Origin of the sequence: Fulvimonas yonginensis, assembly GCF_037137055.1 — a bacterium.
GTDB classification, from domain to species: Bacteria; Pseudomonadota; Gammaproteobacteria; order Xanthomonadales; family Rhodanobacteraceae; genus Frateuria_A; species Frateuria_A yonginensis.
Genome location: NZ_JBBBNY010000021.1, coordinates 1 through 17,213 on the forward strand (window position 1 = coordinate 1; position 17,213 = coordinate 17,213).

Consider the following 17,213-nt stretch of genomic DNA (forward strand, 5'->3'; position numbering starts at 1 on the left):
CCGCGTCCACGTCCACGCAAAGCACCTGGTTGCCCATCTCCGCCAGGCAGGTTCCGGTGACCAGGCCCACGTAGCCGGTGCCGAACAGGGTGACTTTCATCGTGCGCATCCAATCCTTGAGGAATCGGCGATTCTAGCAGGGCGGACCGGACGTACCGAACGCACGCGCAAGCGCGCATTCATCCGCGTGCCTGTCGTGCACGGCCGCAAAGAAAAAGGGCGCGGATCGCTCCGCGCCCTTTGTCGTCCTGCGAGCGGACTTACTTGCCCTGGTCGCCCTGGCCGCCGGCCGGCGTCGGACCGGTCTTCACCAGGGTCACGTCGAAGATGATCGTGGCGTTCGGCGGGAAGCCGTTCTGCGGCTGCGCACCGTAGGCCAGGTTCGACGGGATGTACAGCATGTAGTGCGCGCCCGTCTTCATCAGCTGCAGGCCCTCGCGGAAGCCCGGGATCACGCCGTTCAGCGGGATCGGCGCCGGCTGGTTGCCGTGGTCGGCCGAGGCGTCGAACTTCTCGCCGTTGACGAAGGTGCCCACGTAGTTCACCTGCACGGTGTCGTTCGGGCCCGGACGCGGGCCGGTACCTTCGCTGATCACCTTGTACTGCAGGCCGGAGGCCGTGGTCTTCACGCCCGGCTGGGTCTTGTTCTTGGCCAGGAAGGCTTCGCCCTCGGCCTTGTTCTTGGCGGCGACCTGCTCGTACTGGGCCTTCGCCTTGGCCTGCAGCTTGGCCACGAAGGCCTCGCGCACGCTCTTGGCCTCCTCCTCGCTCATCGTCGGCTTCTGGCCCGACAGCGCCGACTGCACGGCGCGGGCGACCGTCGCCGGATCCACCTCTTCGCGCACGAGCGGCGGCAGCGAGCTGGCCAGGTCCCAGCCGACCACGTAGCTGGCCTTGGTCTTGTCGACCGTGCCGGCGGTGCTGGACTTGGCGGCCTGGGCATGGACGCCCGCGGTCATGCCCAGCGCAACGGCCAGGGCGGCCGCCGTCAGCGTGGGACGCAGAAAATGCTTCATTGGAACTCCCTCGTGTATGGATGTGCCGGCATGCGGCCGGGCCTCCCCGATGGAGGCAGGCGCCGCATTGTGAGGCGCGTCGAGCGGTCTTGGCAACGACAAGGGCTGTCGACCGTCACGCTTGGAAAAGGTTCCCTGGCGCCCGCGCCCCTCACGGGCCGGACGACGGCCCGTCCAGCGTGTCGCGCAGGGCAGCCTGCAGCCGGGCATGCATCTTCACCAGCGCGCGCCAAAGGACCGCGGAAAGCCCCACGCCGGCCACCAGCAGCAGGACCGCCACGCCACGGGGCGGCAGGATCGCCGAACCCAGCACGCTGACCAGCAGGCCCAGCGCCAGCAGCGTGCCCAGCGGGATCAACCGCGCCAGCAGGCGGCGGATCGCATGCGTGTAGCCGCCGGCGAAGTGCTCGCGGATGCCGAGCTCGGCCAGCAGCATGCCCAGCGCCTCGGCCTTGCGGTAGATGGCGATCAGCATCGGCAGCGAGACGAACAGCGCGGCTGCGAAGATCAGCGTGTGGCGCAGGTCACGCCCGGCACCCAGCGTCGAGAACCAGGCCCAGTTGTGCGCGTTGACGTAGGCGCCGACGACGAACAGCGTCACCACCAGCACCACGTTGACGCCGATGTGCCAGAGCAGCCGCCGCAGCATCGCCGCGATCATCGCGTTCTGCTCTACCGGCTTGAGCCCGGCCAGCCAGCCGGCGTAGCTGGCCAGCAGCAGGCGCAGCGGCCCGGGGACAACGCGCCGCACGCCGTCGACGATGCCGTTGGCGTGGCCCACCAGGTAGGGCGATGCGGCCATGCACAGCACCGACACCGCCACCGCGATCGGATAGATGAAGTCGCCGACCACGCCGAGCGAGGCGCCCAGCGCCGCGATCACGAACGAGAACTCGCCGATCTGCGCCATGCTCAGGCCGGTGCGGATGGCCGAGCGCGCCGGTTGCCCCGCCGCGACCATGCCCATCCCCACGCCCAGCGTCTTGCCCAGGATCACCACCACGGCGATACCCAGTGCGGGCAGCGCGTACTGCCACAGCAGCGCCGGATCGATCTTCAGACCGATGGTGACGAAGAACAGCGCGGCGAACATGTCGCGCAAGGGTTCCACCTGGCGCATCACCCGGTGGACGCTGCGCGATTCGGCCATCACCGCGCCGGCGAGGAAGGCCCCAAGGGCGACGCTGAAGCCCAGCCACGCCGCGAACAGGCTGGCACCGAAACACACGCCCAGCGCACTCACGAGCAGCGTTTCGTCGCGCCCGAAACCGGCCACATAGTCGATCAAGCGTGGCAGCAGCAGCAGGCCCAGGATCATGCCGGCCACCACGAACAGGCCGACCCGCCCGACCACCGCGAGCGCGGCGCCCGCCTCCATGGCGCCGCCTATCGCCATGGCGCTCAGCACCGTGAGCATCACGATCGCCAGCACGTCCTCCGCCACCAGGATGCCCACCACGCGCTGCGCGAACGGCAGGGCGCGCAGGCCGCACTCGGCCAGCGTGCGGGTCGCCACCATGGTGGAGGAAAGCGAGATCAGGGCGCCGAGGAACAACGCGTCCATGCGCTGCCAGCCCATCGCCTCGCCCAGGCCCGCGCCGATCCAGAACATCAGCCCGACCTCGATCAGCGCGACCATCAGCACGCCCATGCCGACCTCGCGCAGCTTGCGCACGCTGAACTCGAGCCCGAGCGTGAACATCAGCAGCACGACGCCGAGGTTGGAGATGTCGTCGATCGCGCGCGGATCGCCCACCAGCACGCCCGGCGTGTGCGGCCCGATCAGCACTCCGGCAAGGATGTAGCCGAGCAGCACGGGCTGGCGCAGGCGCTGGAACAACACCGTGGTGGCGCCCGCCACCATCATGACGATGGCCAGGTCGCGAAGGAAGCCGATCTCGTGCATGGTCACTCCGACGATGGCCGCCCAGCTTATAACGTCGCGCGCCTGCGCCCTTCGCGCACGCGTGATCGCGGTGCGCAGATTTTTCGAAAAAGCGCTTGACGGATTCACGAACGCTGCTATGCTTTCGGGCTTCCAGCGGCGGGGCCATAGCTCAGCTGGGAGAGCGCCTGCATGGCATGCAGGAGGTCGGCGGTTCGATCCCGCCTGGCTCCACCAACCTAATCCGTCCCCATCGTCTAGAGGCCTAGGACATCACCCTTTCACGGTGGCGACCGGGGTTCGAATCCCCGTGGGGACGCCAAGGTTGGCCTCGCACTTTGTGTAGCTGGAAGACAACGCGGAGCGGTAGTTCAGTCGGTTAGAATGCTGGCCTGTCACGCCGGAGGTCGCGGGTTCGAGTCCCGTCCGCTCCGCCATTTACGAGAAGCCCGCCGCGTGCGGGTTTTTTGTTGGGGTTTGTTCGTACGCGCCCCCCCCTGCGCGCAAGCAAAGGCGCCATCCATGGCCGCCTTTTCGGTTCAATCCCGTGCGTCGATCCGCTCGAGCGTACCCACCGAGTGCCCCTGCTCCGCCAGATATTCCAGCCAGCGCGACAGGAAGCCGTTCATGCGCAAGCGGTGCTGCAGCACGGTGTGCGCTTCCGGGAACGGTCCCAGCACCTGCCACAGGTGCCGCCCCGGATGGCAGTGCAGCGCCTCGGCCACGTGTGCGTCGGTGTACATGCGCAGTTGCGCCGAAGGCGACGGGTGGCCTGTGTGCTCGTCCACGAAGCCGTAGGTGAGTTCCAGCTCGAGCGTATACGGATGGCGTTCCTGCACGTGCAGGTGCACGTCCAGCCCGTCGTCCACGCTGGAACGGTAACGCCCGGGCGCCAGCGTCTGTGGCGCGAACAGGTGCGCCAGGCGGTGGTAGTTCTCCGCGTACAGCCCCATCAGGAACTCGAAGCGTCCCGGGAGCAAGGCGGCACGGTTGTCCAGTACGGCACTCATTGAGCCTGCATATACCTCAAAACATGGTCCGCTCGATACCGAAGCGGTCGAAGATCTTGCTGGCGATCTCTTCGATGGACACATGGGTGGTGTTGAGCGAGGAGATGCCCGCCTGGCGCATCAGCCGGTCGGCCTGCTCCAGCTCCCAGCGGCACTGCTGCAGGGTCGCGTAGCGGCTGCCCGGACGGCGCTGCTCGCGGATCTGCGCCAGCCGCTGCGGATCGATGGTGAGGCCGAACAGGCGATCCTTGTACGGTTTCAGCCGCTTCGGCAGTTCCAGCTTTTCCAGGTCCTCGTCGGTGAGGGGATAGTTGGCGGCGCGCACGCCGTAATGCAAGGCCATGTACAGGCAGGTGGGCGTCTTGCCCGAGCGCGACACGCCGATCAGGATCAGGTCGGCCTGGGCGTAGTCCACGTCCATGCCGTCGTCGTGCGCCAGCGCGTAGTTGGTGGCGTTGATGCGCGCCTCGTACTTGTCGAAGTCGACCAGGCCGTGCGAGCGGTTCACCGCGCCCGAGCGCTTGGCGCCGAGTTCCTCCTCCAGCGGCCCGATGAACGGCGCGAACACGTCGAGCATCAGCGCGCCGCTGCCTGCGACGATCTCGCACAGGCCCCGGTCGGCCATGGTGTTGACCACGATCGGCCGCTCGCCGGTCTGCGCATAGCGCGTCTTGATGCGCAGCGCAGCGGCCTCGGCCTTATGCGTGTCGTCCACGAACGGCAGGCGATGCTTGTCGAACTGGATGCCCTCGAACTGGGCGAGGATCGAGTTGCCGATCGTCTCCGCGGTAATACCAGTGGAGTCGGAAATGAAGAAAACCGTACGTTGCATGCCTGTCGTCCATTCGCCCACGGGGCTCCGGTGGGCACCTTAGCGCAAGCACGAAAGCCTGTCCCTGCTTGACTCCGCGCTGACTGGTATGCAGTTGGCGCGGCATCCTGAACAAATGGTCTTCTTGTGCCGTGCACCATGGAAAGCGGACAATACCAGTCCTTTGCGGCCCGAATTCCGGCCAGCGGCACGAATGACCCGAGCTTTACTAAGGAGAGTCCCTTGAACGATCTGGTGCTTTGGCTGGACAACCTGCGCATGACCGACCTGGGCAAGGTCGGCGGCAAGAACGCCTCGCTCGGCGAGATGATCGGCAACCTCGCCAGGCTGGGCGTCTCGGTGCCGGGCGGCTTCGCCACCACCGCCGAGGCGTTCCAGCAGTACCTGGACAAGAGCGGCGTGGCCAAACGCATCCGCGAGCGGCTGGCTTCGCTGGACGTCGACGACGTCGAGGCGCTGACCGCCGCCGGCAAGGAGATCCGCTCCTGGGTCACCGAGACGCCGCTGCCGCAGGAGCTCGACCAGGCCATCCGCGAGGCCTACGCGAAGCTCTGCAAGGACGCCGGCGCCGACAACGTCGCCGTCGCGGTGCGCTCCTCCGCCACCGCCGAGGACCTGCCCGACGCCTCCTTCGCGGGCCAGCAGGAAACCTTCCTCAACGTGGTCGGCATCGACGACGTGCTGCACAAGGTCAAGGAAGTCTTCGCCTCGCTCTACAACGACCGCGCGATCGCCTACCGCGTACACCAGGGCTTCAAGCACGAGGACGTGTTCCTCTCCGCCGGCGTGCAGCTGATGGTGCGCTCGGACATCGGCGCCTCCGGCGTGCTGTTCACGCTGGACACCGAGTCGGGCTTCCGTGACGTGGTGTTCGTCACCGGCTCCTACGGCCTGGGCGAGATGGTCGTGCAGGGCGCGGTGAATCCGGACGAGTTCTACGTCTTCAAGCCCACGCTGAAGGCGGGCAAGCCCGCCCTGCTCCGCCGCAGCCTCGGCGCCAAGCAGCAGCGCATGGTCTATTCGGACAAGCCCGGCGAGCGCGTGCGCATCGAGGAGACGCCTGCCGAACTGCGCAACAGGTTCTGCCTCTCCGACAAGGACGTGCAGGAACTGGCCAAGCAGGCGCTGGTGATCGAACAGCACTACGGCCGCCCGATGGACATCGAATGGGCGAAGGACGGCGACACCGGCAAGCTCTACATCGTGCAGGCGCGCCCGGAGACGGTGAAGTCGCGCGCCCATGCCACGCAGCTGGAGCGCTTCCAGCTCAACGAGAAAGGCAAGGTGCTGGCCGAAGGCCGCGCCATCGGCCAGAAGATCGGCTCGGGCAAGGCCCGTGTGGTCAAGTCGCTGAGCCAGATGCACGAGTTCCAGCCCGGCGACGTGCTGGTCGCCGACATGACCGATCCCGACTGGGAGCCGATCATGAAGCGCGCCGCGGCCATCGTGACCAACCGCGGCGGCCGCACCTGCCATGCCGCGATCATCGCGCGCGAGCTCGGCGTGCCGGCGGTGGTTGGCACCGGCAACGCGCTGCAGGCCATCCCGGACGGCGCGGAAGTGACCGTCTCCTGCGCCGAGGGCGACACCGGCGTGATCTACGAGGGCAAGCTCGCCTTCGACCGCATCACCGCCGACCTCGGCGCGATGCCCGAGGCGCCGCTCAAGATCATGATGAACGTGGCCAACCCCGAGCGCGCGTTCGACTTCGGCATGCTGCCCAATGCCGGCATCGGCCTGGCGCGCCTGGAGATGATCATCGCCAGCCACATCGGCGTGCACCCGAAGGCGCTGCTCGAATACAACCGCCAGGACGCCGAGACCAAGGCGAAGATCGACGAGCGCATGGCCGGCTACGCCGATCCTGTGAGTTTCTACGTCGACCGCCTGGCCGAAGGCATCGCCACCATCGCCGCGTCGGTGTATCCCAAGCCGGTGATCGTGCGCCTGTCGGACTTCAAGTCCAACGAGTACGCCGGCCTGATCGGCGGCTCGCGCTACGAGCCGCACGAGGAGAACCCGATGATCGGCTACCGTGGCGCCAGCCGCTACGTCGACCCGGGCTTCGCCGACTCCTTCGCGCTGGAATGCAAGGCGGTCAAGAAGGTGCGCGAGACGATGGGCCTCACCAACGTGTGGGTGATGATCCCGTTCGTGCGCACGCTCGGCGAAGGCCGCAAGGTGGTCGAGGTACTCGAGAAGAACGGCCTGAAGCAGGGCCAGGACGATCTCAAGATCATCATGATGTGCGAAGTGCCCTCCAACGCCTTGCTCGCCGAAGAATTCCTGGAGATCTTCGACGGCTTCTCGATCGGCTCGAACGACCTGACCCAGCTCACGCTCGGGCTGGACCGCGATTCGGGCATCGTCGCCAGCCTGTTCGACGAGCGCGACCCGGCGGTCAAGAAGCTGCTCGCCATGGCGATCCGGACCGCGCGCGAGAAAGGCAAGTACGTGGGCATCTGCGGCCAGGGTCCGAGCGACCACCCGGACCTGGCCGAGTGGCTGATGGACCAGGGCATCGAGTCGGTTTCGCTCAACCCCGACACGGTGGTCGACACCTGGCTGCGGCTGGCCAAGAAGAAGGCCGGCTGAGGGACTCCACCGTCGCAGGCACCGGGAAGGCCCCGCGAGGGGCCTTCCCGCGTTCCGCGAAGCCTAGCCCTTGCGCTCCGACAGCAGCCCGCGCTCGCTGGCCATGCGGTACAGGTCCAGTTCCGAGCCCGCGCCCAGCTTGCCCATCAGGCTGGCACGGTGGATGTAGATGGTCTTCTGGCCGACCCCAAGCGCCGCAGCCACCTGCTTGGGCGCCTTGCCGGCGGCGAGCAGCAGGAACACCTCGCGTTCGCGCGCGGTCAGCCGGTTGACCGGGTCGAGCGCCTCGCTGGGCCGCTCGGCGCGTCGCTGGCGCAGGTCGGAACTGAGGAAGGTCTCGCCCTGCATCACCTGGCGCAGCCCCGCGACCAGTTCCTCCGGCGCGGCGCCCTTGGTGACGTAGCCGCTGGCGCCGCGCCGCAGCGCCTCGGAAACATAAGGCTCGCCGTCGTGCATGCTGAGCACGACGATGTGCGTGTCCGGCGCCAGGCTGTGCAGGTGCTCGATCAGCGGCAGTCCGCTGCCGTCCGGCAGGGAGAGATCCAGCGCGACCAGGTCCGGGCGGCTGTGGTTGATCGCCTCGACCGCGTCGTCGGCGCAGCGGCATTCCGCGATGACTTCCAGATCCGGCTCCATTTCGATGAGCCGCTTGAACCCCTCGCGGACGATGGCGTGGTCGTCGACCAGAACGATGCTGTACATGGTGCCCCGCTCACTCAGATCCCGGGTGGTGTGCGGCTCCGCCGCTCCGGACGCCCCCCGCGCCCGGTCCGCCACCCGATGGTCCCGAGTCTATCGGAAGACCGCCCACGGCGGCGATGGCGAGGGCGCTGGCAGGCACGCGGTCGCATGTACCATCCGCGCATGCGATCGAAGCCGTTCTCCCTGCCCGACTCGGGCCCGCTGCTGGGCGTGATCTACGTTGCGCTGTGGCTGCTCCTGCTGCCCACCCAGCAGCCGTACTGGATGCTGCCCTTCGGGCTGCGCTTCGCCGCGCTGTTGATCGTGCCGGTACGACACTGGTTCTGGCTGCTCGGGCTGGAGCTGTCGGTCACCGTGATCCTCGACCTGCGCTCCGGCTTGCCGATGGGCTGGCAGGACTTCCTGATCGGTGACCTGCCCGAGCCGCTGGTGATGGCGATCGGCCTGTGGCTGTTGCGGCGGGTCAACCTGCACGCCAGCCTGCGCGATCCGGAGGAGGCGACCCGCCTGCTGCTCTCGGCGGTGCTGGTGGTGGGCGCCGTCGCCGCCACCGACGCGATCATCCTCGCGCTGCTGCACGGAAGCACCGCCGCCGCCTCCACCGCCATGGCACTGGCACTGGGGCGCGAACTGCTCGGCAACTACCTGGGCGTGCTGCTGGTGACGCCGCTGGCGATCATGCTGCTGCGCGCACGGCCGAGCCGGAAGGCGGTCGCGGGGCTGGTAATGGACGGCCTGCTGGTCATGCTCCCCGCGATGGCCCTGCTGCTGATGCTCTCCGAGCATGCGGCGCCGCAGCCGGAGTTCGCCCGCGTGCTGTCGCTCGCACCGGTGCTGTTCTTCGCTTTCCGCCACGGCTGGCGCGGCGCCACGCTGGCGATGCTGGTGTCGTGCCTGGGCATGGCCGTAGTGGACCATCAGCCCGGCCACGCCCAGCGCGCCGCCGGCTACCTGTTCCTGGCGGTCGCGGGTACCGGTGCGCTGATGCTCGGCGCCGCCACCGACGCCCTGCGCCGCAGCAGCGAACGCGTGGCCGAACAGAACGTCTACCTGGGCGCCGTGAACCGCCGCCTCGACCAGCTCGCCCGCCAGTTGCGCGACGCCGCACGCGGCAACCTGCAGGCGGAGGAGAACCAGCGCCGCCACATGGCGGCGGAGCTGCACGACGAACTGGGGCAGAACATCACCGCTATCCAGACGCACATGAAGCTGGCGCAGGCGCGGCTGCGACAGGCGGGCCTGGAGGACATCAGCGCCTCGGTCAACACCATCCTCGGCTACATGCGGCGCGCGCTGCACCGGCTGCTGGACGACCTGCGGCCCGCCGTGCTGGACGAGTTCGGCCTCCTGCGCGCACTGGACGAAGGCCCGATCCGCGACCTGCTGACCACTGCCGGCATCGTCTACCACACCGACATGCACGGCGATCCCCGCCTGCTCGACGAGGACACCCGTACCGCGGTGTACCGCCTAGTGCAGGAAAGCGCCACCAACGCCGTGAAGCACGCCCAGGCCAGCGAGTTCCGGCTGCGCCTGCGCATCGGCGAGCGGCATGGCGTAGTGCTGGCCCTGCTGGACATCCGCGACGACGGCGTGGGGCTGCCTACCCGCCTGCCCCGCGGCGGCCGCGGCCTGCAGGGCATGCGCGACCGGGTCACCTCGCTGGGCGGGCTGTTCCGCCTGCGGCCCGACCGCCAGGGTGTCCACCTGCGGATTTTGCTGCGAAGCAACACGCCCGGGCGCGACCCCGGTCGCCTCGCCTAGGAATTTTTCCAATACCGCAGCCGTGAATAGCTCGTTAGCATCCTTCCCATCGATGTGGGGGAGCCGCCATCGCAAGATGGCGTGCCGGGTCTACCGTGGGGACGGTAGCCCCGAAGGACGGCAGGAAGCCGTTCCGCCGGAACCATCGGCGCAACCAGGCCGCGAGCAATTCGCCAGCCGAGGCGCCGTGTGGTAACGGATCAGCCGTGGGCGGACAGGAGTCCTCCCGCGGCTTTTTTTATGCGGATCCACATGCGCGGCCGCGCAACCTCCGGAATCTTGCTGCCGGATCGGAACCGGCTCCGCGGATCCCGCGCCGGGCCTCAGCGCCCCTTCGCCTTCGGCCGCACGTACAGCACCAGGCTGTGATCGACCAGCTCGTACCCGTGCCGGGTGGCGATCTCCTGCTGCAGGCGCTCGATGTCCTCGCTGACGAACTCGATGACCTTGCCGCTGTCTACGTCGATCATGTGGTCGTGGTGCTTGCCGCGGTCGAGCTCGTAGACGGCCTGGCCGCCTTCGAAGTTGTGCTTGACCACGATGCCCGCGGCCTCGAACTGGGTAAGCACGCGATAGACCGTGGCCAGGCCGATGTCCTCCTGCTCCGCGAGCAGCCTCTTGTAGACGTCCTCGGCGGTGAGGTGCTTGACACCCTCCTCCTCGAAGATCTGCAGGATGCGCATGCGCGGATGGGTGACCTTCAGGCCGACCCGGCGCAGTTCTCTGGTTTCCTGTTCCATAGCAGGCTCCACGCACGGCGTACCAAGGCCGTTAGTGTATCATCCGACTCCTTCACGATCCGGACGCAACACGCATGCACAAGCTGATTCGCACGCTCGGTTCCGCCATGCTGGCGCTCTCGCTGGTCGGCTGCGGGCTGGTCTACGTTCCCGACGTGCAGCAGGGCAACGTCCTCGACAAGAAGACCGTCGATCAGCTCAAGCCGGGCATGACCAAGCACCAGGTGCTGGTGCTGATGGGTTCGCCGTCGGTCCACACGCCGTTCGACCAGGACCGCTGGGATTACGTGTCCACGCAGCAGCATCGCGGGGGCCCGATCAAGATCCGCACCTTCACGCTCACCTTCAACAACGACACGCTGGTGCGCACCGAGGGCGACTTCTTCGCGCAGGATCCGGAGCAGATGCTCAAGGACAGCAAGAAGTACCACGCCACCTACCCGGTGGACGAGACCGAAGGCGACAAGAGCTCCGGCAACAACGGCGACAACGGCTCGGGCACCAGCCCGGACGACAGCGGCACGCCCTGACAGGCGCCTACTTCCCCCGAACGCGGCGCCGCCGCGCGTCCTTCGGATCCAGCGCCAGCGGCCGGTAGATCTCCACCCGGTCGCCGTCGCGCAGCGGCTGCTCCGGCGTCACGCGGCGCCCGAAGATGCCCAGCCGCTGCGGGTTGACCCAGGCCGCGTCCTCGCCCAGGTCCGCCGCGGCGATCGCCTGCGCCACGGTCGCTCCCGTGCCGAGCGTCAGCCGCCGCAGCACCACGCGCCCCGGCAGCGCCAGCACCACCTCGACCGCGATCTCAGCCATACGCGCGCTGCGCCTCCCGGCTGAAGTCCTCCACCATGCGGCTGGCCAGCCCCTGGAACCCCAGCTTGATCGCGCCCGCCGCCAGACCCACATAGTCGAAATCCAGGGCGAAGGCGATCTTGCAGCCGTGCTCGCCGAGGGGGATGAACTCCCACACGCCGTCCAGGCTGCGGAACGGGCCTTCCACCAGCTGCATGCGCAGGCGATGCGGCGGCTCGGTGGTGTTGCGGGTGGTGAAGCTCTGCCGGAGGCCGGCAAACGTCAGGTCCAGGCGCGCCACCAGGACGTTGCCTTCGCGCTCGAGCACCCGGGCGCCGGCACACCAGGAGAAGCGCTTTGGGTATGCTTCGACATCGTTGACCAGATCGAACATTTGCGCCGGCGTGTAGTTGACCAGGGCGCTTCGTCGGATTTCGATCACGGATACCTCTTCCACTCGGTCCTATGCGCCGGCAGCGGCGCATCGGCAAAGGCGCAAGTCTAACGGACATGGCAAAGACGAAGGACAAGGACAAGCACGCGGGCGGCACCATCGCGCTCAACAAGCGCGCGCGGCACGAATACCACATCGACCAGCGCCACGAGGCCGGCATCGCGCTGCAGGGCTGGGAACTCAAGGCGCTGCGCGCGGGCCGCATCAATTTCGGCGATGCGTACGCGGTGGTGCTGAAGGGCGAGATCTTCCTGGTAGGCATGTCGATCCCGCCGCTGATCAGCGCATCCACCCACGTGATCGCCGAGGACCGGCGCACCCGCAAGCTGCTGCTGCACCGCCAGGAGATCGACCAGCTGATCGGCGCCGTCGAGCGCAAGGGCTACACCCTGGTGCCGATCGCGTTGTACTGGAAGGGCAACAAGGTCAAGGTCGAGATCGGCCTGGCCCGCGGCAAGCAGGCACACGACAAGCGCGAGAGCGAAAAGGAACGCGACTGGCAGCGCGAGAAGCAGCGCACCATGCGCGCGCACAACCGGGCCGCCTGAACGGCCGCCCTTCCCTGCATTGAAGCGTCCGTGGCCGGACCCATATACTTCCGTGGCTGACCAGCTCTTTTCCCCGGGGGTGTTCTGGCTTCGACGGGGGTAGTGAGATGGCTTGGTGCATGCCGAGGGGGCAGCTTTCCTCGTAAATCCAGCCGCAAACTCATAGTTGCCAACGACGACAACTACGCTCTGGCCGCTTAAGGCCTAGCCCCGAACCCACTTGTGCCTGTGCTCGTGGATGTAGGGTCATCATCACAGGATCGCCCGAAGCCGCCGCCTGCCGGCCAGGGTCAAATCAAGCAGGCTGGTCCTTCGGCGCGCTTCGCACACCGTGCTGCCGCGGGACGAGATCCAACGGTGGGCTAAGCATGTAGTACCGGGCGTCAAGCGCCTTCGGACGCGGGTTCGACTCCCGCCACCTCCACCAATAACGAAACCCCAACCGTTCTCGGTTGGGGTTTTTTCTTGCCTGATCGCGCCGGTTCCCGCGTATTCGCGGGGGTTCCTGCGGACGCCTGCGGACTTCGCCGGTCAGCCTCTCGCCGCATTCCGGGCCACATTCCGCTCTCTCCCGGCCGTTTTTCTCTCCGACCTCGCTCCCTGAAACCGGCCCGAAGTCCGCAAAGGTCACAAACCAGCCCCATACAGATCAATGACTTACGCGCGGACGAATCAAGCGGTTGGATTGCGGCATCGGCAGGCAAAGGAAACCATGCCGGTTGTGTTTTGTCGGTAGTTATTGACAATTACCGACGTTCCGCAACATTATGACGGCATGGACAGTTCGCACCAGAGCATTCTGGATCTTGCCGCCCAGCGCGGCCTTATTCGCCCACGCGATCTCAATGAGCGCGGGCTGCCCACTGTCGCGCTCACGCGGCTGGTGCGGCAAGGGCTGCTCCAGCGGGTGGGACGGGGCCTGTACGCGATTCCGGACCGGCCCGTCTCGGAGCACGGCGCACTGGCCGAGGTAGCACGCAAACATCCTCAGGCGATCGTGTGCCTGCTCTCGGCGCTGCGTTTGCACGAGCTCACTACCCAGTCGCCCTTCGAGGTCTGGCTCGCCATCCCCAACAAGGCCCGCGCACCGAAGATGGACTATCCGCCACTGCGCATCGTGCGCTTCTCGGGCTCAGCGCTGACGGAGGGGATCGAGGAACGCTCAGTGGATGGTGTGCCGGTGCGCGTAACCAGCGTCGCCCGGACGGTGGCCGACTGCTTCAAGTTCCGCAACAAGATCGGCCTCGATGTCGCGCTGGAGGCGCTGCAGGAAGCCTGGCGCGCCAAGCGCGTCAGCATGGATGAGCTGTGGCGCTTTGCTGAGCTGTGCCGAGTGGCCAATGTGATGCGCCCCTACCTGGAGAGTCTGACGTGAGCAAACGAAACACCGCCGCCTCGGTCCGCGCGCGACTGCTCGCCAAGGCCCGCACCGACAAGCAGGACTTCAACCTCGTCCTCACCCGCTACGCTTTGGAGCGGCTCCTGTATCGCCTGAGCGTCTCGGCTCATGCCGACCATTTTCTCCTGAAGGGGGCGTTGCTGTTCGACCTGTGGTTCGACATTCCGCATCGTCCGACACGCGACGCCGACCTGCTGGGCTTCGGCTCGGCCGATATTCCGCATGTCGAGGCGGCGTTTCGGGAGATCTGTGCGGTGGATCTGGACGACGGCATACGCTTCCAAGCCGACTCGGTACACGCGGAGGAGATCCGCAAGGAAGCCAACTACTCCGGTGTCCGAGTCACGCTCCTCGGACTGTTGGACGGTGCCCGATGCCACGTGCAGGTCGATGTGGGTTTCGGCGACGCCGTGACGCCCGGCCCCGAGGCTGTCGACTACCCGGTAATGCTGCCGGACATGCCTGCCCCGAAGCTGCGTGCCTACCCCCGCTACACGGTCGTCGCCGAGAAGCTGGAGGCGCTGGTGTCACTCGGCATCGCCAATAGCCGCATGAAGGATTACTTCGACCTCTGGATCTTGTCGCGCCACACCGACTTCGACGGCGCGCTCCTGTCCAAGGCGATCCACGCCACCTTCGAGCGCCGCAGGACGCCTCTGCCGGACGGCGTCCCTTTCGGCTTGAGCGAGGAATTCGCTCAGGATCGGCAGAAGCAGACCCAATGGCAGGCATTCTTGAGGAAGAATGCTTTGGTCGAGCTTCAGCTTTCCGAGGTCATTGCCGGACTGCGTGCGTTCCTGTCATTCCCGCTGGACGCGCTACGGCAAGCTGCCGCTTTTCCGCTGGCGTGGCGTGCAGGTAGCGGGTGGACGTCGAGCACCGAGGAATCTGGCCGATGACCTGGAATCCGGATCTGCTCTTGGAGGATTTTCGCCGTGTCGCCGGCATGGCCGGCGTCTCGTTGGCGCCCGATGCCATCGCGATCGATCGACGCCCTGCGCCGCATGTGCCGCCCAAGTCGCTACCGCCCGGGAAGATGGCCGTCTACGTCTTCGCGTTCGGGCAAAATGTGCTGAAGGTCGGGAAGGTCGGCCCCAACAGCGCTGCCCGCTACACGGCTCAACACTACAAAGCCGGCAGCGCGAAGAGCACCCTGGCAGCCTCGTTGATCAAACACGGCGAGCGCATCGGCGTCGCCGGCCTGAACGAGACGAACGTCCCCGGCTGGATCAGGGAGCACACCGATCGGGTGAACTTCATCCTCGATGCAGTGCTCGGCATCCACGTACTCAACCTGCTCGAAGCGTTCCTACAGTGCCGCCTCCAGCCCGAGTTCGAGGGATTCTTCAGCCAACGGATCGATCGCGAGGACGAACAGGAATGAAAGAAGACATCCTCGAACAAATGGTGGACGAGTACCTGCAGCACAAAGGGTACTTCACCAGGCACAACATCAAGTTCCGCCCTGCTGGCGATCACGCGGAGTACGACACTCGCCAAGACGCCGTGCACAGCGACATCGACGTGATCGGCATCCACCCGCGACTCGACGGCGCACGTCGGGTGATTGTGGTGAGCTGCAAGAGCTGGCAGAGTGGCTTTCGTCCCGAATACTGGATCGATGCGATCGCCAAGAACAAGGTGGTCTCGGGGCGCGAGGCCTGGCGCGGATTTCGCGAGCTGACCAGGGAGAAGTGGGCAACTGCCTTCAGGGCGACCGTCGCCGACCTGACGGGATCGTCCTCGTTCACCTACATCACGGCCGTCACGAAAGTCATCGGCAACCGCTCGGCCTGGCAGGACAACGCGACGTTCCGCGAGAATCTCGGCGGCAACCCCATCGAGATCTTGACCTTCGGCGACATGCTGAAGGAACTCTTCCCGTTCATCGATACCACTCCGGCCTCATCCGAAGTCGGACGGGTTCTGCAGCTGATCAAGGCCTCCGGCTGGTCTCTGGACAAGTAAGCCAACCCGAAGGGTCGCAGCCGGCGGCAATCAGCGATCGATGATGGCTCGCTGCTCATCCCACAACAGCGGCGTCCCCGACGCCAGATCGAACAACGTCACCTCCGGCGGCAGGGTCTCGTCGAGGATGGCGGCGACGATGTCCGGCGCCAGTGTGGTCAGGTTGACCATCCGGCTCACGTAGCTGTTGTCGATCCCCTCCCGCGCGGCGATCTCCTTCAGTGATTTCGCTTCCCCCGACTCCAGCATGGCCAGCCAGCGATGCCCCCTTGCCAGCGCCAACTGGAGCGTCGTCGGTGTCACATCCCACGGCCGCACGGGAGCGGTTTCGCCGTTCGGCAGCGTGACCAGCTTGCGCCCGCTGCGCCGCTTGATCTGGATCGGCACCGACAGGGTCAGCCTGCCGTCGCTCGTCTGCAGAATGTCCGGCTCGCCGGTCTTCTGGATGCGGATGTCGCTCATGCCAGCGCCTCCTCCTGTTCGACGGGCTCAGGACGCAACTCCAGCACCAGACGCTCGATGCCGTTGGCGCGCAGCCGCACCTCCAGGTCGTTGGGCGACACGATCACTTTCTCGACCAGCAGCCGGACGATCCGGGTCTGCTCGGCCGGGAACAGCTGATCCCAGATCGCGTCGAGCCGAGTCATGGCCACCGTGACCTGCGCTTCGTCCAGGGTCGGGTCGAGCTCGATCGCCTGCGGCAACATCTCGCCCAGGAGGTCAGGCGCGCGCAGGATCGCGCGCAGCTGGTCGAGCACCGCCGACTCCAGCTCGGCGGCCGGCAGGCGCGGCAACCCGGACGCTCCCGCATGCTCCTTGCAATCTCGTTGCGGGACGTAATAGCGATACCGGCGCCCGTTCTTTTTCGTGGTGTGCCAGGGCGACAGCGCACGGCCATCGTTGCCGAATACGATGCCCTTGAGCAGATAGGGCACGGTCGCACGCGTGGTATTGCCGCGGACCCGGCCGTTGGTGGCCAGGATGGCGTGAGCCCGATCCCACAGATCCCGGTCGATGATCGGCGGATGCTCGGCCGGGTACCACTGCTCCTTGTGGCGCAGCTCGCCGAGGTAGGTGCGGTTGTTGAGCAGCTTGTACACCAGGCTCTTGTCGATCGGTTTGCCTTCCCTGACCTTGCCGTCCTGCGTGGTCCAGGATTTCGACGTCACGCCGTCCAGCCTCAGCTCCTTGACCAACATCGTGCTGGAGCCGAGCTCGACGAAACGGCGGAAGATGTGCCGGACCAGCTTGGCCTCTTGCTCATTCGGGACCAGCCGCCGATTTTCGACGTCGTAGCCGAGTGGCGGCACGCCGCCCATCCACATGCCCTTGCGCTTGCTGGCGGCGATCTTGTCGCGGATGCGCTCGCCAGTGACCTCGCGTTCGAACTGAGCGAAGGACAGGAGGATGTTCAGGGTAATCCCCCCGCTTTCAGCGGACGCCAAAAGTGGAGCTATGCGGCAAGCGCCAATTTCTGCATCGGCGTGATGCCACCGAGTGCCATATTCGGG

Annotated in this window: 19 protein-coding genes, 3 tRNA genes and 1 other RNA gene; 12 read left to right on the plus strand and 11 right to left on the minus strand. The window is 66.7% G+C overall.

What is annotated here, in order from left to right:
* From WAT24_RS16220 to WAT24_RS16230, 3 genes are all read right to left on the minus strand, one after another.
* A partial coding sequence (locus WAT24_RS16220; protein WP_336806374.1) for a hypothetical protein occupies positions 1-100 on the minus strand: 100 nt, incomplete at its 3' end.
* A 160-nt stretch (positions 101-260) separates the two neighbouring features.
* On the minus strand, positions 261-1,016 hold the full coding sequence (locus tag WAT24_RS16225) for an FKBP-type peptidyl-prolyl cis-trans isomerase N-terminal domain-containing protein (RefSeq protein WP_336808944.1): 756 nt from the start codon (positions 1,014-1,016) through the stop codon (positions 261-263).
* 151 nt (positions 1,017-1,167) lie between these two features.
* A complete protein-coding gene (locus WAT24_RS16230) occupies positions 1,168-2,922 on the minus strand; it encodes a cation:proton antiporter (RefSeq protein ID WP_336808945.1) in 1,755 nt (584 codons plus the stop codon).
* Between the two features lie 140 nt (positions 2,923-3,062).
* Here WAT24_RS16230 and WAT24_RS16235 point away from each other — a divergent pair.
* The 3 genes from WAT24_RS16235 to WAT24_RS16245 all read left to right on the plus strand — a co-directional run bounded on the left by WAT24_RS16235 (position 3,063) and on the right by WAT24_RS16245 (position 3,338).
* Positions 3,063-3,138, plus strand: a tRNA-Ala gene (locus WAT24_RS16235).
* A 9-nt stretch (positions 3,139-3,147) separates the two neighbouring features.
* Positions 3,148-3,223, plus strand: a tRNA-Glu gene (locus tag WAT24_RS16240).
* A 38-nt stretch (positions 3,224-3,261) separates the two neighbouring features.
* A tRNA-Asp gene (locus WAT24_RS16245) sits at positions 3,262-3,338 on the plus strand.
* Positions 3,339-3,440: 102 nt separating this feature from the next.
* Here WAT24_RS16245 and WAT24_RS16250 read toward each other — a convergent pair.
* The gene (locus tag WAT24_RS16250; RefSeq protein ID WP_336808946.1) at positions 3,441-3,911 is read right to left on the minus strand and encodes a DUF1249 domain-containing protein; all 471 of its coding nucleotides are present in this window, start codon (positions 3,909-3,911) and stop codon (positions 3,441-3,443) included.
* 16 nt (positions 3,912-3,927) lie between these two features.
* A complete protein-coding gene (gene ppsR, locus WAT24_RS16255) occupies positions 3,928-4,743 on the minus strand; it encodes a posphoenolpyruvate synthetase regulatory kinase/phosphorylase PpsR (protein ID WP_336808947.1) in 816 nt (271 codons plus the stop codon).
* A 222-nt stretch (positions 4,744-4,965) separates the two neighbouring features.
* Here ppsR and ppsA point away from each other — a divergent pair, with 222 nt between their 5' ends.
* The gene (ppsA, locus tag WAT24_RS16260) at positions 4,966-7,338 is read left to right on the plus strand and encodes a phosphoenolpyruvate synthase (protein WP_336808948.1); all 2,373 of its coding nucleotides are present in this window, start codon (positions 4,966-4,968) and stop codon (positions 7,336-7,338) included.
* 63 nt (positions 7,339-7,401) lie between these two features.
* On the opposite strand, the gene WAT24_RS16265 is transcribed toward ppsA, so the two are convergent.
* Positions 7,402-8,040: a response regulator transcription factor gene (locus WAT24_RS16265; RefSeq protein ID WP_336808949.1), complete on the minus strand. Its 639-nt coding sequence runs from the start codon at positions 8,038-8,040 to the stop codon at positions 7,402-7,404.
* A 162-nt stretch (positions 8,041-8,202) separates the two neighbouring features.
* On the opposite strand from WAT24_RS16265, the gene WAT24_RS16270 reads away from it, so the two are divergent.
* The gene (locus WAT24_RS16270) at positions 8,203-9,804 is read left to right on the plus strand and encodes an MASE1 domain-containing sensor histidine kinase (RefSeq protein ID WP_336808950.1); all 1,602 of its coding nucleotides are present in this window, start codon (positions 8,203-8,205) and stop codon (positions 9,802-9,804) included.
* Positions 9,805-10,127: 323 nt separating this feature from the next.
* On the opposite strand, the gene fur is transcribed toward WAT24_RS16270, so the two are convergent.
* Entirely contained in the window at positions 10,128-10,544 is a 417-nt protein-coding gene (fur, locus tag WAT24_RS16275) for a ferric iron uptake transcriptional regulator (protein WP_336808951.1), read from the minus strand.
* A gap of 74 nt (positions 10,545-10,618) precedes the next feature.
* On the opposite strand from fur, the gene WAT24_RS16280 reads away from it, so the two are divergent.
* Positions 10,619-11,074 carry an outer membrane protein assembly factor BamE gene (locus WAT24_RS16280; protein ID WP_336808952.1) on the plus strand — a complete coding sequence of 152 codons (456 nt, stop codon included), beginning with the start codon at positions 10,619-10,621 and terminating at the stop codon, positions 11,072-11,074.
* A gap of 7 nt (positions 11,075-11,081) precedes the next feature.
* Here the strand turns inward: WAT24_RS16280 and WAT24_RS16285 are convergent, their stop codons facing one another.
* Positions 11,082-11,354, minus strand: coding sequence for an RnfH family protein (locus tag WAT24_RS16285; RefSeq protein WP_336808953.1), 273 nt, complete (start codon positions 11,352-11,354; stop codon positions 11,082-11,084).
* The gene (locus tag WAT24_RS16290) at positions 11,347-11,775 is read right to left on the minus strand and encodes a type II toxin-antitoxin system RatA family toxin (RefSeq protein WP_336808954.1); all 429 of its coding nucleotides are present in this window, start codon (positions 11,773-11,775) and stop codon (positions 11,347-11,349) included. Before WAT24_RS16290 ends, WAT24_RS16285 begins: the two co-directional genes overlap by 8 nt.
* Before the next feature lie 68 nt (positions 11,776-11,843).
* On the opposite strand from WAT24_RS16290, the gene smpB reads away from it, so the two are divergent.
* From smpB to WAT24_RS16320, 6 genes are all read left to right on the plus strand, one after another.
* Complete coding sequence (gene smpB, locus WAT24_RS16295) at positions 11,844-12,335, plus strand: SsrA-binding protein SmpB (protein WP_336808955.1); 492 nt, start codon at positions 11,844-11,846, stop codon at positions 12,333-12,335.
* Between the two features lie 75 nt (positions 12,336-12,410).
* Positions 12,411-12,762: a transfer-messenger RNA gene (gene ssrA / locus WAT24_RS16300) on the plus strand.
* Between the two features lie 348 nt (positions 12,763-13,110).
* Positions 13,111-13,710 (plus strand): type IV toxin-antitoxin system AbiEi family antitoxin domain-containing protein, encoded by a 600-nt coding sequence (locus WAT24_RS16305; RefSeq protein WP_336808956.1) that lies wholly within the window; start codon positions 13,111-13,113, stop codon positions 13,708-13,710.
* Positions 13,707-14,633 (plus strand): nucleotidyl transferase AbiEii/AbiGii toxin family protein, encoded by a 927-nt coding sequence (locus tag WAT24_RS16310; RefSeq protein ID WP_336808957.1) that lies wholly within the window; start codon positions 13,707-13,709, stop codon positions 14,631-14,633. The genes WAT24_RS16305 and WAT24_RS16310 overlap by 4 nt, the downstream gene beginning before the upstream one ends.
* Complete coding sequence (locus tag WAT24_RS16315) at positions 14,630-15,118, plus strand: hypothetical protein (protein ID WP_336808958.1); 489 nt, start codon at positions 14,630-14,632, stop codon at positions 15,116-15,118. The genes WAT24_RS16310 and WAT24_RS16315 overlap by 4 nt, the downstream gene beginning before the upstream one ends.
* A complete protein-coding gene (locus WAT24_RS16320; protein WP_336808959.1) occupies positions 15,115-15,702 on the plus strand; it encodes a hypothetical protein in 588 nt (195 codons plus the stop codon). Before WAT24_RS16315 ends, WAT24_RS16320 begins: the two co-directional genes overlap by 4 nt.
* Positions 15,703-15,732: 30 nt before the next feature.
* Here WAT24_RS16320 and WAT24_RS16325 read toward each other — a convergent pair whose 3' ends face one another.
* A complete protein-coding gene (locus WAT24_RS16325; RefSeq protein WP_336808960.1) occupies positions 15,733-16,164 on the minus strand; it encodes a LacI family transcriptional regulator in 432 nt (143 codons plus the stop codon).
* Positions 16,161-17,213 (minus strand): recombinase family protein (locus WAT24_RS16330; RefSeq protein ID WP_336808961.1); only part of this gene is annotated, 1,053 nt, incomplete at its 5' end. The genes WAT24_RS16330 and WAT24_RS16325, both read right to left, overlap by 4 nt.

What these genes read in the sequence shown, in the direction of transcription:
- ppsR (WP_336808947.1), bottom strand. Translation starts at nt 4,743, where the DNA reads ATGCAACGTACGGTTTTCTTCATTTCCGACTCCACTGGTATTACCGCG.
- fur (WP_336808951.1), bottom strand. Translation starts at nt 10,544, where the DNA reads ATGGAACAGGAAACCAGAGAACTGCGCCGGGTCGGCCTGAAGGTCACC.
- WAT24_RS16280 (WP_336808952.1), top strand. Translation starts at nt 10,619, where the DNA reads ATGCACAAGCTGATTCGCACGCTCGGTTCCGCCATGCTGGCGCTCTCG.
- WAT24_RS16225 (WP_336808944.1), bottom strand. Translation starts at nt 1,016, where the DNA reads ATGAAGCATTTTCTGCGTCCCACGCTGACGGCGGCCGCCCTGGCCGTT.
- WAT24_RS16270 (WP_336808950.1), top strand. Translation starts at nt 8,203, where the DNA reads ATGCGATCGAAGCCGTTCTCCCTGCCCGACTCGGGCCCGCTGCTGGGC.
- WAT24_RS16285 (WP_336808953.1), bottom strand. Translation starts at nt 11,354, where the DNA reads ATGGCTGAGATCGCGGTCGAGGTGGTGCTGGCGCTGCCGGGGCGCGTG.
- WAT24_RS16265 (WP_336808949.1), bottom strand. Translation starts at nt 8,040, where the DNA reads ATGTACAGCATCGTTCTGGTCGACGACCACGCCATCGTCCGCGAGGGG.
- WAT24_RS16320 (WP_336808959.1), top strand. Translation starts at nt 15,115, where the DNA reads ATGAAAGAAGACATCCTCGAACAAATGGTGGACGAGTACCTGCAGCAC.
- WAT24_RS16315 (WP_336808958.1), top strand. Translation starts at nt 14,630, where the DNA reads ATGACCTGGAATCCGGATCTGCTCTTGGAGGATTTTCGCCGTGTCGCC.
- WAT24_RS16230 (WP_336808945.1), bottom strand. Translation starts at nt 2,922, where the DNA reads ATGCACGAGATCGGCTTCCTTCGCGACCTGGCCATCGTCATGATGGTG.
- WAT24_RS16305 (WP_336808956.1), top strand. Translation starts at nt 13,111, where the DNA reads ATGGACAGTTCGCACCAGAGCATTCTGGATCTTGCCGCCCAGCGCGGC.
- smpB (WP_336808955.1), top strand. Translation starts at nt 11,844, where the DNA reads ATGGCAAAGACGAAGGACAAGGACAAGCACGCGGGCGGCACCATCGCG.
- WAT24_RS16325 (WP_336808960.1), bottom strand. Translation starts at nt 16,164, where the DNA reads ATGAGCGACATCCGCATCCAGAAGACCGGCGAGCCGGACATTCTGCAG.
- WAT24_RS16250 (WP_336808946.1), bottom strand. Translation starts at nt 3,911, where the DNA reads ATGAGTGCCGTACTGGACAACCGTGCCGCCTTGCTCCCGGGACGCTTC.